Source organism: Herbiconiux flava (assembly GCF_013409865.1).
In the GTDB taxonomy this organism is placed as follows: Bacteria; Actinomycetota; Actinomycetes; order Actinomycetales; family Microbacteriaceae; genus Herbiconiux; species Herbiconiux flava.
In genome coordinates, this window is record NZ_JACCBM010000001.1 from 292250 (window position 1) to 305376 (window position 13127).

Sequence of the window (13127 nt, forward strand, 5' to 3'; positions counted from 1 at the left end):
GCGCTACGCGGTCACCGCCCGTGCCCGCTGCGGCACGATCCAGCCGATCGTGTCGGGTCGCCGGCGCCGGGCGAGGGCCGCCTGCGACAGTGCGAGGCTGAGCAGCAGCATCACGACCATGACCACCGCGGCCGAGAGCACGGTGCCCGCCGACCCCCCGGTGAGGATCGCCTGGATGCCGGCCACCGCGTAGCTCAGTGGCGTCACGGCGCTGATCGCCTGGAACGGCGGCGAGAGGATCTCGACCGGGTACAGCCCACCCGTCGACGCCAGCTGCAGGGCCAGCAGCACGAGCGAGATCACGGATCCGATGCGGCCGAACGCGGTGCTCAGGAGCTGGTGGAAGGCCGTGAAGGCCAGCGCGACCAGCAGCGAGAACCCGAGGGTCGCCGGGAACGACGCCCACTCGACACCGAGGGCGATGTGGATGAACAGCACCACGATCAGCGTCTGCGCAGCGGCGAGCCCGCCGGCGATCGCGAAGGTGCGACGCGTGAGCCGCCCGGTCGGCACCGACGACGCCAGCACCTGCCGCGAGAACGGCCGCAGCCAGAGGAACAGGGCGAGCGCGCCGATCCACAGGGCGGTCGGGAGCAGGATGGTCGACACGACCTGCCCGATGCTGTTCACCTGGTTCGCGGTCGACACGTCGACGTCCACGGGCGCCGCGGCGACCTTGGCGGCCGCCTCCGAGTCGCTCGGCGCCTGATCGGTCAGCTGCGTCGCCCCGGTGCTGAGCCCGCTCGACAGCTCCTCGGCCCCGTCGCCCAGCTGCGTCGCGCCGCTCGCGAGCTGCTCGGCCCCCGGCACGGTCTGCGCCACCCCGTCCGACAGCTGGCCCACGCCGCTGGCGAGCTCGGCAGCGCCCGGCGCGGTCTGCGCGAGCCCGGCCGAGAGCTGGTTCACGCCGTCGGCGAGGCCTGAGGCGCCGGTCGCGAGGGCCGGGCCGCCGGCCGCCAGCTGGGAAACTCCGGCGTCGAGCTCGTCGATGCCCGTCTCCAGGCCGGGGAGACCGGCACCGACCGCCGCGATCTGCGGCGTGTAGGCATCGATCCCACCCAGGGTCCCGGAGAGCGCGGTGAGCTGCTTGGACACGTATGCGGGCACGGTCGGATCGCCATTCACCTGGTTGAGCAACGCCGTGGCGAGCTGGTTCGATCCGGTCACTCCGCCGGTGTAAGCGGTGAAGAGCGGCGCGGCCTGCCCGAGCCCGTCCGTCTTCGTCGACAGTTCCGTCACGCCCGCCGAGACCCCGGAGACCCCCGCGGTGAACTGCCCTACCCCCGAGCTGAACTCCGTCGCCCCGCTCGCAGCGGTGGCCGCCCCCGTCGACAGCTGCCCGAGCCCGTCCGACAGCTGCGTCGCCCCGGTCGCCGCCGAAGCGGCGCCGGTCGAGAGCTGGTTCAGGCCGTCGGCGAGCTGCGTGGCGCCCGAGGCGAGGCCGTCGGCGCCCGTGCCGAGCTGGGAGGCGCCCGAGGCGGCGTCGGAGAGGCTCGTGCCGAGCGTGCCGAAGCTCGTGTAGACGCCGTTCACGACCTGCGCCGTGACGGTCTGGCCGAAGCCGGCCTGCACCGCCGAGGCGACGGTCGAGGCGAGGATGCCCGAGAGGTAGCCGTGCGAGTCGTCGGTCTGGATGTCGATCAGCCCGGCCTTCGGGTCGGGCGTCGCGAGAGTGTTGAGGGTGGCCGAGAAGTCCTCGGGGATGGTCAGCACCGCGTAGTAGGTGCCGTCCTTGAGCCCCTCCTCCGCCTGCTCCGAGTTGGTCAGCTCCCAGCCGAAGCCGCTCTCCCCCGGCCCGGTGAGCTCGGTGACGAGCCCGCGACCGGCGAAGTTCACCGACTCGGTGCCGTCGGCAGCGGTGGTCGTGACCAGCTTGTCGTTGTTCACGATCGCCGCCGGCACCTGCGTGAGGTTCGTGTCGGCGTTCGAGAGGGCTCCCGCGAACAGTCCGTTGACCGCGAGCGGGGTGAGCGCCACCGCGACGGCCGCGAGCACGATCAGGGCGATGCGGGTGCGCCGCTTCGCGCGGGGTGTTGGGGTGGCGGAGGTCGAGGTGCTCATCGCGAGAGTCCTTTCGCGGCCGGGGCCGGGTTCGCGGAGGCGGTGCCGAGGGAGGAGGGGGAGGGCGGTGAGCCCAGGTCGATGCGGCCGAGCATCCGGTCGCCGAGGGCTGTGCCGACACTCGAGGCGTGTGCGGCGGGGGCGGCCGAGAGGCCCAGCAGCAGGGTGGTGCCCGGGTCGGCGATGCCCGCGACGGCGGCCACGAAGGCGGTGCCCGACGGATGCGCGAACTCCCCGTCGCCCGCGTCGACGACCACGAGCGGCGCACCGTCGGCCACGCCGAGGGCGACCGTGACCAGCGAGAGCGCGAGCGGCGACAGCTCGCCGAGTGTGCGGTGCACGTCGATCGGCGCCTCGCCGCGGCCGGCCGCCGCGAGCGAGGAGTTGACCCGCCCGACGAGGCGCGAGGCCGCGTGCTTGTCGCGACGGAACCACGGAGAGCCGAGAGCGAGGCGCTCGTTCAGGGCGTCGCCGACGGTGACGGTGGAGTCGAGCCGGCGCGAGTCGAGGTCGACCAGCGTGACCCGGCGGGCCACGTCGCCGCTCTCGGAGGGCAGACCGTGGCCGAGCACCTGCAGTCGGCCCCCCGAGGGGGCGATGCGTCCGGCGATCGCCGCACCGACCAGGCGCCGCGCGGCGGTGTCGCCGGTGACGACGGTGAGGCTGCCGGCCTCGACCGAGAAGGTGTGCGGGCCACCGGCCCCGTCGATCTCCAGCGAATCGGCGTCGACCGCCGCCGACTGCGTCGACGCCCAGGACGCCTCGTCGAGGTGCTCGCGCAGGCTCTCGCCCTCGACGTCGACGTTCGGCAGGATGCGCCCGAGCCACTTCGGCAGGTACCAGGCGTGCCGGCCGAGCAGGGTCATCACGGCCGGGACGAGCGTCATGCGCACGAGGAACGCGTCGACGAAGACACCGACGGCGAGCGCCAGGGCGATGGCCTTGATCGGCCCCTCCCCCTCGGGCACGAAGGCGAAGAAGACGAAGAACATGATCAGCGCGGCCGCGGTGACGACGCGCGCCCCGTTCTGGAAGCCGATCCGAACGGCCCGGCGGGCGTCCCCTGTCTTGACGAACTCCTCGCGCATGCCCGAGACGAGGAACACCTCGTAGTCCATGGCGAGCCCGAACAGGATGGCCATCAGGAGGATCGGCAGGAAGCTGATGATCGGTCCGGTCGACTCGACGTTCAGCAGATCGGCCGCGAAGCCGTCCTGGAACACCGCGACCGTGACGCCGAACGACGCCCCCACCGTGAGCAGGAAGCCGAGGGCCGCCTTGATCGGCACCGCGATCGAACGGAACACCATGGCCAGCAGGATGATCGACAGCCCCACCACCAGCACCCCGAACGGCAGCAGCGCGTTGGTCAGCTGCGTCGAGACGTCGATCGCGACCGCGGTCTGGCCGCTGACGGTGATCGGCACGTCGTACTGATCCTCGATCTCGCCCTTCAGGTCGCGCAGCCGCTGCACGAGCTCCTTGGTCTCGGGCGAGTCGGGCGCTGTCGTCGGCACGACCTGGAAGATCGCGGTGTCGAGCGTCTCGTCGGGCAGGCCCTGGCCCACCGAGGCGACGCCGTCGACGGCCTCGAGATCCGAGCGGATGCCCGCGAGGTCGTTCTGGATGTCGGTGGTCTGCGTGATGTCGGCCACCACCACGACGGTGCCGTTGCTGCCCTCGCCGAACTTCTCGGCGATGGTGTCGTAGGCCGTGCGGGTGGTCGAGCCCTCGGGCTGCGAGGCCGCGGTCGGCAGGTTGAGGTCGAGGCTCGCGGCCGGGATCGACGCAGCCCCGAGCAGCCCCACGACGAGCACGATGAACACGATCGGCGCCTTCATCACGAGGGCCACCCAGCGCCCGCCGAGCGAAGGCCCGGCGCGCTTGACTGCCGGTGCCGGTGCCGACGGCGGGGCGTCGCCCGAGCTGTTCGAGACGGGGGCTCCGGATGCGCGTTCCCCAGCATCCTCGTGGTCGTGCTCGTTGGCGGCGATCGCCCTCCGGGCCGCCCTCGACCCGGCCTTGGGCACGAGCTTGCCGCGGGCGATCCCCATGATCGCCGGCAGCAGCGTCATGGCGATGCAGACCGCCGCGAGCACGGCGAACGCGGCGGCGACGCCCATCACCGACAGGAACGGGATGCCGACGACCAGCAGGCCGAGCAGCGCGATGATGACGGTCAGACCGGCGAACACGACGGCGGCGCCGGCGGTGGCGACGGAGCGCGCGGCCGACTCCTCCGGATCCATCCCGAGCGCGAGCTGCGTGCGGTGCCGGGACAGGATGAACAGGGCGTAGTCGATGCCGACCGCCAGCCCGATCATCACCGCCAGCGTCGGCGCGGTGCTCGAGACGGTGGTGAAGGCGGCGGCCAGCGTGATGCCGCCCATGGCGACGCCCACGCCGATCAGGGCCGAGAGCAGCGGCAGGCCGGCTGTCAGCAGCGAGCCGAAGGTGACCAGCAGCACGACGAAGGCGAACACGACGCCGAACACCTCGGTGATCGTGAGGCCGAACCCGGTCGACTGGAACACCTCGCCGGTGTACGAGACGGTCAAGCCCTCGTCGACGAGCTTCTGCCCGGCGTCCTCGAGCGCGTCGAGCGAGGAGTCCTCCACATCGGTGGCCGGGCCGTCGAACTGCACCTTGATCAGGGCTGTCGTGCCGTCCTCGGAGATCGCGTCGGTGGCGTACTCGGAGTACGGCGAGACGACGCTCGCGACCTGGTCGAGGTCGGTGATGCCGTCGGCGACGTCGGAGATCTCCTGCTTCACCGGGTCGTCGTTCACGTTCTGACCGTCGGGGGCCGAGACGACCATCGTCGCGCCCGCTCCCGCCGCCTGGGGGAAGAGGGTGTCGAGCTTGTCGATCGCCTGCTGCGACTCGGTGCCCGGGATGGTGAAGCTCTCCTGGGTCTGGCCGCCGAGGGCGAGACCGCCGCCGAGGATCGCGCCGAGCACGAGCACCCAGCCGATCACGACGTACCAGGCGCGACGGTAGGCGAAGCGGCCGATGCGGTAGAGCAGTGTTGCCACGGGAGGGCTCCTCGGGTCAGCGGGTCGGTGATGAAGCGGTGCGGCGGGTGCAGCAGGTGCGGTCAGCGGGTCAGCGGGGTGATGAGCTCGGTGACGACGTCGATGAGGGCCTCCCTGACCTCGTCGACGTCTTCGATCTCGGCGACGCTCGGTCGTGAGGCGACCATCACGTACGCGGCTCCGGCGAGGGCGACACCCAGACGGATGCGCTGCGCCGGGGTGGGCAGGCCGACCATGAACGACTCGCCGATGCGGTCGATCAGGCCGCGGGCCTCGTCGATCACCACGATGTCGGACAGGGTCTGGCCCTGGTTGATGATGATGTGCGCGGCGAGGCGGTGCTCGAGCAGCAGGTCGATGAACTCGGTGACGAAGCCGTCGCGGCGGTCGTCGGCCATCAGCTTCTCGACGATGGAGTCGAGGAACAGCGAGAGCTGCTCGACGGCGGGACGGAGAGCCGCGTCGAAGAGCGACTCCTTCGAGCCGAAGTGGTAGAGCACGCTCGACTTCGAGTAGCCCGCCGCGTCGGCGATCTGCTGCAGGCTCGTGCCGGCGTAGCCGTTCTCGGCGAACATCTGCAGGGCGATGCCGCGCAGCTCGGCGCCGACGTCGTTCTGCACGCGCGCGATGGGCTGGATGGGCATGACCTCGAGAGTATCCTGACCGATCGGTCAGTGCCTGCACGATCGGTCAGATTGCCGGTCTCCTTCCAGCTTCGCCCCCGCGCCCCGCCCGGACGAGTGAGGCGCCGACCCGGCCCGCTCAGACGTGGTCGCGCCAGGAGTGCTTCGGCTCGAACCAGAGCATGCGCCGCGCCTTGTCGATGCCGAGCAGCGTCTCGGTGCCCGTGACCTCGCGGCTGAACGGCACCTCGGGGAAGAAGCGCGCCGCGAGCTCGGCCGAGGGCGTCGTCATCACGGTGTCGGCGGCGGCGATGATGAAGGCCTCGAAGCCGGAGAGAGTGCTCTCCAGCGCGAGCCGCACGGCCTGCGCCCCGTCACGGGCGTCGATGTAGCCCCAGGAGTTCCAGGAGCGGCTCTCGGGTGCCTGCTCGAAGGAGGGGAAGGCGGCGTAGTCCTCGACGTCCATCACGTTCGAGAAACGGAGGCCGATCAGCTTGAGGTTCGGGTTCCAGCGCGTGAAGTGCCGCGCCATCTCCTCCTCGACGGCCTTGCCGAGGGAGTAGGTCGTCGACGGGCGCACCGGGTACTCCTCGTCGACCGGAAAGGAGGGCGGCGGGTTCTCCAGGAACGGCAGGCCGAGCACGGTCTCGCTCGAGGCCCAGACGACGTTGTCGATCCCGGCGGCCTTCGCCGCGGCGAAGACGTTGTAGCTCGCCGGCACGTTGTTGGCGAAGATCGCCGAGTTGGGCCGGAGCCCCGGCGCCGGGATCGCCGCGAGGTGCACGAGCGCATCCACCCCGTCGTAGCGGTCGTCGACGCTCGTGAGGCACTGCAGCACCTGGCCGTAGTCGGTCAGGTCGGTCTGCACGAACAGGGCCCGCGCATCCGACCCCGGCCGCTGGTCGAGGTTCACGACCTCGTAGCCGCTGTCGAGCAGGTGCGTGACGACCGCGCGGCCCAGCTTCCCGCTTCCTCCGGTGACGACGACTCGGGTCATGTTCTCTCCTTCGTGAGCAGGCGGATGCCGGTTCCAACCCTAAGCTGACCGCATGGCCGTCGTCGCATCCGTCTTCCTCGTTCTCGCGGGGCTCATCCACGTCTACATCTTCGTTCTGGAGAGCCTCCGCTGGCGGCACCCGGCCACCTGGAAGATCTTCGGCCTCACCTCGCAGGCGGACGCCGACACCACCGCGCCTCTGGCCTACAACCAGGGCTTCTACAACCTCTTCCTCGCGGTCGGCGTCGTGCTCGGCGTCATCCTCTACTGGGCCGGAGCGGTTCCGGCCGGAGCCGCGATCGCGCTCTTCGCCGGACTGTCGATGGTGCTGGCGGCGGCCGTGCTCATCTCGACAGGTCGCCGCAACCTGCGCTCGGCGAGCATCCAGGGCCTCGCACCCCTCATCGGCGTGGTCACCCTCATCATCGCCCTCGTCTCCTAGCCTGATGCCGCCTACGGTTTGCGCGACCGGCTGCGGTTCGCGAGCCGCTGCTGCAGCATGACCGCCGCCACGATGATGGCGCCCTTCGCGATGGCCTGCACCGACGTCGACAGGTTGTTCTGCGTGAACACGTTCGTCAGGGTCGAGAAGATCAGCACGCCGAGCACGGTGCCCATGATCGTGCCGCGACCGCCCACGAGCAGGGTGCCGCCGACCACGACCGCCGCGATGGCGTCGAGCTCGTAGAGCGTGCCGTGCGTCGAGGTGCCGGCCGTCGTGCGGGCCAGCATCATCACGGCCGCGATGCCGGCGGTCAGCCCGGCCAGCACGTAGACGTACATGATGTGGCGCTTCACCTTGATGCCCGCGAGCCGTGCGGCCTCGAGGTTGCCACCGATGGCGACCGTGCGGCGGCCGAAGGTGGTGCGGTTCAGCAGGAACCAGCCGGCGATCACGACGATCACGAAGATCCAGATCAGGATCGGCACCCCGATCAGGTCACCCCGCATCGCCGACAGGAAGCCCTGCTCCTTCACGATCTGCGTCGTGCGGTTGGCCAGCACCTCGGCGAGACCGCGGGCGGCGACGAGCATCGCGAGGGTGGCGATGAACGCCACCACGTTCCCGTAGGCGATCACGATCCCGTTGATCAGCCCCGCCCCGGCACCCACCGCCAGCGCGACGACCACCATCACGATCCAGCTGGTCGAGCTCGCGAAGTCCTGCACCCACGACAGCGTCGCGACCACCGTGGCGAGCCCCATCACCGAGCCCACCGAGAGGTCGATGCCGCCCGCCGTGATCACGAAGGTCATGCCGATGCTGATCACCCCGATGATCGAGGCGAAGCGGATGATCGTCAGCACGTTCTCGAAGCTGGCGAAGCGGTCGCCCGCGGTGACGGTGCCCACCACGAAGAGCGCCAGCAGCGCGATGACGAGGCCGAGGCTGCGCCCGGCCGACCCCCCGAGCATCCGCCCGATCGCACTCGGGGTCTTGTCGGTGGGCGTCTGGCCGCCCGTGGGCGGCGGCCCGGCGAGGGTGGCGGCGGAGTTCTGCTCGCTCATGCGGCGGTTCCTTTCATCACGAGATCGAGAACGCCGTGCTCGTCGATGTCGTCGGCTCGGCTGGTGTGGATGACGCGGCCCTCGGCCACGACGAGCACCCGGTCGGAGAGACCGAGCACCTCGTCGATCTCACTGGAGATGACGACGATCGCGGTGCCCTTCTCCGCCAGGCGGCGGATCAGGGCGTAGATCTCGGCGCGCGCCCCCACGTCGACGCCCCGGGTGGGCTCGTCGAGCAGCAGGATGCGCGTGCCGTGCACGAGCCAGCGGGCGAGCAGCAGCTTCTGCTGGTTGCCGCCCGAGAGCGTGCGTGCGGGACGGTCGGGGTCGGCGGGCCGCAGCTCGAGCGCGTCGAGCTGCTCCCGCGCGACCCGGCGCTCGGCCCTCTCGTCGAGGAAGCCGAGCCTGGCCCAGCGGGTGAAGCTCGCGAGGGTGACGTTGCGGTAGACGGGCTCGTCGAGGATGAGCCCCTGGCTCTTGCGCTCCTCGGGCGAGAGCCCCATGCCCGCGTGCACCCCGGCCCGCACCGAGCCGGCGGGCAGCCGACGCCCGTCGACCTCGACCGTGCCGGCGGTGGCCTTGCGCGCCCCGTACAGCGTCTCGACGATCTCGGAACGGCCCGACCCCACCAGGCCCGCGAGCCCCACGATCTCGCCGGCCCGCACCTCGAAGCTCACGTCGGAGAAGACCCCGGCGAGCCCGAGCCCCTGCACCGACAGCACCACGGGCGCCTCGGCGGGCACCCCGGGTGCCGGCGGGAAGACGTTCTCGACCGTACGGCCGGTCATCAGTGTGATCAGCTCGGCGGTCGGCGTGGTCGCCACCGGCAGCGAGGTCGCCATCGTGCGCCCGTCCTTGATCACCGTGATGCGGTCGCCGATCTCGCGGATCTCCTCGAGCCGGTGCGAGATGTAGATCACCGCGATCCCGGCAGCGGTCAGTTCGCGCACCACCCGGAAGAGGTTCTTCACCTCCTCGGAGTCAAGCACGGCCGAGGGCTCGTCCATCACGATCAGCTTGGCGTCGTGGCTGAGCGCCCGGGCCATGCTCACGATCTGCTTGTTGGCGGCCGAGAGCGAGCCGACCTCCCGCGAGGGCGAGATCTGCGGATGCCCGAGCCGCGCCATCAGGGCGGCGGCCTCCTTCGCGCTCCGCCGCCGCTCCGTCACCCCGGCCCGCGCGTGCTCGTGGCCGAGGAAGATGTTCTCGGCCACGGTCAGGCCGTCGACGACGTCGAGCTCCTGGTACATCGTCGCGATGCCGAGCTGGATGGCGGCGACCGGGTCGGCAATGGACACCGGCTCCCCGTTCCAGCGGATCTCACCCGAGTCGGGCTGGTTCACCCCCGAGAGGGTCTTGATGAGCGTGGACTTGCCCGCGCCGTTCTGGCCGAGCACGCAGTGCACCTCGCCGGGCAGCACCGTCAGCTCCACGCCGTCGAGGGCGCGGACGCCCGCGAAGGCCTTGGTCAACGCCCTCACCTCGAGTAATGACGTTTCATGGTCGACTTTGATCACTTCATCAACATAACTGCTACTGTGTGGATCGTCAACGACGACTGTCCAGGAGGATGACATGCAATCAACACACAGGATCTGGCCGCGGATCGCGATGGCGTCGGGGGCGACGCTCGCGGTGATGGGGCTTCTCACCGCCTGCACCGCCGGCACCCCCGACTCCGGCGGAGCGGCCGAACCGGCCGCCGACACCACGGTGGAGGACAACGCGGCCACGGGTGACACGATCACCATCGGCTTCTCCGGCCCCGCCGCCGACCACGGCTGGCTCGGCGCCATCAACACCGCCGCCATCGCCGAGGCCGAGAAGTACTCCGACGTCGAGCTCGTCGTCGCCGAGGGCACCAACGACGCGAACCTGCAGATCAGCCAGGTCGAGACCTTCATCAACGACAAGGTCGACGCGATCGTGCTGCTGCCCACCGACGGCGCCGCGCTCACCGACGTCGCCATCAAGGCCATGGACGCGGGCATCCCCGTGATCAACGTCGACCGCGAGTTCTCCAGCACCTTCGCCGCCCGCACGACCGTGCTCGGCGACAACTACGGCATGGGCGTCAGCGCCGGCACGTACATCTGCGAGCAGCTCGACGGCGAGAAGGATGCGGTGGTCGCCGAGATCGCCGGCATCGACAGCCTGCCGCTGACGCAGGAGCGCAGCAAGGGCTTCGCCGACGCGCTCGACGACTGCGGCCTCGACGTGTCCAACCGCGTCGCCGCCGACTTCACCGTGCAGGGCGGAGAGGCCGCGGCCTCCCAGCTGCTCTCGGCCGCTCCCAAGATCGATGCCATCTGGAACCACGACGACGACCAGGGCGTCGGCGTGCTCGCCGCGATCGACGCGGCCGGCCGCGACGAGTTCTTCATGGTCGGCGGCGCCGGCTCCGCGAACGTGATGCGGTCCATCCAGGCCGACGACACGGTGCTGAAGGCGACGGTCATCTACCCGTCGACGCAGGCCGCCGACGGCATCGCGCTGGCCCGCCTGATCGTGCAGGAGAAGGGCATGAGCGACCTCGTCGAGTCGTCGGTCCCCCGCAAGATCCAGCTGTACGCACCGGTGGTGACCAAGGAGAACGTCGAGGTCTACCTGCCCAGCGCGTTCGAGTCGTAGGAGCGGGCGCCGTGACGGGATCATCTCCCCCGCTCCGCGTCGCCATGGTCGGCAACGGCTTCATGGGCGCGGCCCACTCCCAGGCCTGGCGCGTCGCGCCCCGCTTCTTCGACCTCCCGCTCGAGCCACGCATGAGCGTGCTCGTGGGGCGCGACGCCGGCCGCGCGGCCGGCGCCGCCGCCCGCTGGGGCTGGGCGGAGTCGTCGGACGACTGGCGCTCCGTGCTCGATCGTGACGACGTCGACCTCGTCGACATCGTCACGCCGGGCTGGTCGCACGCCGAGATCGCGATCGCCGCGCTCGAGGCGGGAAAGCACGTGCTCTGCGAGAAGCCGCTGGCGAACTCCGTCGAGGAGGCCCGGGCGATGGCCGATGCCGCAGCCCGGGCCGCCTCCCGGGGCGTGTTCGCGATGGTGGGCTTCACCTACCGCCGCGTCCCCGCCGCGACGCTGGCCCGCGACCTGATCGCGGCCGGGCGCATCGGCACGGTGCGCCAGCTCAGCGTCTCGTACCTGCAGGACTGGCTGGTCGATCCGCTCGCCCCGTTCACCTGGCGGCTCGACAAGGAGCAGGCCGGGTCGGGGGCGCTCGGCGACATCGGGGCCCATGCGATCGACCTCGCTCAGTACGTCACCGGCCGGCAGCTCGTGTCGGTCAGCGGCACCCTCGAGACGCTCGTCACCGAGCGCCCGGTGCTCGCCGAGTCGCACGGCCTGAGCGGCACCGCGGGCGTCGGAACGGCGACCGTCACGGTCGACGACCGCGCCCTGTTCACCGGGCGCTTCGACGACGGGGTGCTCGGCGGCTTCGAGGCGAGCCGGTTCAGCACCGGGCGCAAGAATGCACTGCGCTTCGAGGTCTCCGGATCTCTCGGCGCGCTGTCGTTCGACCTCGAGAACCTGAACGCGCTGCAGTTCTACGACGGCACGGCCGACCCCGCCACGCGCGGGTTCTCGACCATCCTCGTGACCGAGCCCGAGCATCCGTACATGGAGGCGTGGTGGCCGAGCGGCCACCTGATCGGGTACGAGCACGGGTTCTCGCACCAGGTGCGCGACCTCGTCGACGCGATCGCGCGGGGTGAGCAGCCCCGGCCCTCGTTCGACGACGGGCTCCAGGTGCAGCGGGCGCTCGAGGCCGTGGAGCTGAGCTCGCAGAACGGCAGCGCCTGGACCGCGCTGGCCGAGACGGAGGAGTACGCATGACCAGACCGATCACCCTGTTCACCGGCCAGTGGGCCGACCTGCCGCTCGAGGAGGTCGCCCGGCTGGCGGCCTCCTGGGGCTACGACGGGCTCGAACTCGCCTGCTGGGGCGACCACCTCGACCCGTGGCGGTGGGACGAGCCGGGTTACGTGGAGGGCAAGCTCGAGCTGCTGAAGCGCCACGGGCTGGAGGTGCACGCCATCTCGAACCACCTGAAGGGCCAGGCGGTGTGCGACGATCCGATCGACGCGCGCCACCGCGACATCCTCCCCGACGTCGTGTGGGGCGACGGCGACCCGGAGGGCGTCAGGCAGCGTGCGGCCGAGGAGATGAAGAACACGGCCCGGCTCGCCGCCGCCCTCGGAGTGAAGACCGTCGTGGGGTTCACGGGGTCGAGCATCTGGAAGTACGTGGCGATGTTCCCGCCCGTCTCGCAGGAGCTCGTCGACGCGGGCTACCAGGACTTCGCCGACCGGTGGAACCCTATCCTCGACGTCTTCGACGAGGTGGGGGTGCGCTTCGCCCACGAGGTGCACCCGAGCGAGATCGCATACGACTACTGGACGACCGTGCGCACCCTGGAGGCCATCGGCCACCGCGAGGCGTTCGGGCTGAACTGGGATCCGTCGCACTTCGTCTGGCAGGAACTCGACCCGGTGTCGTTCATCCTCGAGTTCGCCGACCGCATCTACCACGTGGACTGCAAGGACGTGAAGATGAACACCGGCAACGGGCGCAACGGCCGGCTCGGCTCGCACCTCGCCTGGGCCGACCTGCGGCGAGGCTGGGACTTCGTCTCGACCGGGCACGGCGACGTGCCCTGGGAGAAGAGCTTCCGGGCGCTCAACTCGATCGGCTACGACGGCCCCATCTCGGTGGAGTGGGAGGACGCCGGCATGGACCGGCTCGTCGGCGCCCCCGAGGCTCTCGGCTTCGTCAAGAAGCTGGCCTTCGAGGCGCCGAGCGCCTCGTTCGACGCCGCCTTCAGCACCCGCTGAGGCGGCCGCGGAGGGGTGCTCGCGCATCCCTCCGCCCCACGACCCGCGTCGCTGGGCGGGGAGGACCT

10 protein-coding genes are annotated in these 13127 nt (G+C 70.8%); 4 read left to right on the forward strand and 6 right to left on the reverse strand.

Going from position 1 to position 13127, the window contains the following annotated elements; translation table 11 throughout:
- Positions 1–3: 3 nt before the first annotated feature.
- The 4 genes from BJ984_RS01435 to BJ984_RS01450 all read right to left on the reverse strand — a co-directional run bounded on the left by BJ984_RS01435 (position 4) and on the right by BJ984_RS01450 (position 6716).
- Positions 4–2061 (reverse strand): YhgE/Pip family protein, encoded by a 2058-nt coding sequence (locus BJ984_RS01435; protein ID WP_179546509.1) that lies wholly within the window; start codon positions 2059–2061, stop codon positions 4–6.
- Positions 2058–5096, reverse strand: a complete 3039-nt coding sequence (locus BJ984_RS01440; RefSeq protein WP_179546510.1) for an MMPL family transporter — start codon at positions 5094–5096, stop codon at positions 2058–2060. Before BJ984_RS01440 ends, BJ984_RS01435 begins: the two co-directional genes overlap by 4 nt.
- A 62-nt stretch (positions 5097–5158) precedes the next feature.
- A complete protein-coding gene (locus BJ984_RS01445) occupies positions 5159–5740 on the reverse strand; it encodes a TetR/AcrR family transcriptional regulator (protein ID WP_179546511.1) in 582 nt (193 codons plus the stop codon).
- 118 nt (positions 5741–5858) lie between these two features.
- Positions 5859–6716 (reverse strand): NAD-dependent epimerase/dehydratase family protein, encoded by an 858-nt coding sequence (locus BJ984_RS01450; protein WP_179546512.1) that lies wholly within the window; start codon positions 6714–6716, stop codon positions 5859–5861.
- Positions 6717–6768: 52 nt separating this feature from the next.
- On the opposite strand from BJ984_RS01450, the gene BJ984_RS01455 reads away from it, so the two are divergent.
- Positions 6769–7158 (forward strand): DUF1304 domain-containing protein, encoded by a 390-nt coding sequence (locus BJ984_RS01455; protein WP_179546513.1) that lies wholly within the window; start codon positions 6769–6771, stop codon positions 7156–7158.
- Positions 7159–7169: 11 nt separating this feature from the next.
- On the opposite strand, the gene BJ984_RS01460 is transcribed toward BJ984_RS01455, so the two are convergent.
- Both BJ984_RS01460 and BJ984_RS01465 read right to left on the reverse strand, forming a co-directional pair.
- Positions 7170–8225 carry an ABC transporter permease gene (locus tag BJ984_RS01460; RefSeq protein WP_179546514.1) on the reverse strand — a complete coding sequence of 352 codons (1056 nt, stop codon included), beginning with the start codon at positions 8223–8225 and terminating at the stop codon, positions 7170–7172.
- Positions 8222–9697: a sugar ABC transporter ATP-binding protein gene (locus BJ984_RS01465; protein WP_246306417.1), complete on the reverse strand. Its 1476-nt coding sequence runs from the start codon at positions 9695–9697 to the stop codon at positions 8222–8224. The genes BJ984_RS01460 and BJ984_RS01465 overlap by 4 nt, the downstream gene beginning before the upstream one ends.
- Positions 9698–9800: 103 nt before the next feature.
- Here BJ984_RS01465 and BJ984_RS01470 point away from each other — a divergent pair, with 103 nt between their 5' ends.
- Genes BJ984_RS01470 through BJ984_RS01480 form a run of 3 tightly spaced genes read left to right on the forward strand, consistent with a single transcriptional unit; the run spans position 9801 to position 13059 of the window.
- Positions 9801–10856, forward strand: coding sequence for a substrate-binding domain-containing protein (locus BJ984_RS01470; protein ID WP_179546516.1), 1056 nt, complete (start codon positions 9801–9803; stop codon positions 10854–10856).
- 44 nt (positions 10857–10900) lie between these two features.
- On the forward strand, positions 10901–12061 hold the full coding sequence (locus BJ984_RS01475; RefSeq protein ID WP_179549255.1) for a Gfo/Idh/MocA family protein: 1161 nt from the start codon (positions 10901–10903) through the stop codon (positions 12059–12061).
- Positions 12058–13059: a sugar phosphate isomerase/epimerase family protein gene (locus tag BJ984_RS01480; RefSeq protein WP_179546517.1), complete on the forward strand. Its 1002-nt coding sequence runs from the start codon at positions 12058–12060 to the stop codon at positions 13057–13059. Before BJ984_RS01475 ends, BJ984_RS01480 begins: the two co-directional genes overlap by 4 nt.
- Positions 13060–13127: the final 68 nt, after the last annotated feature.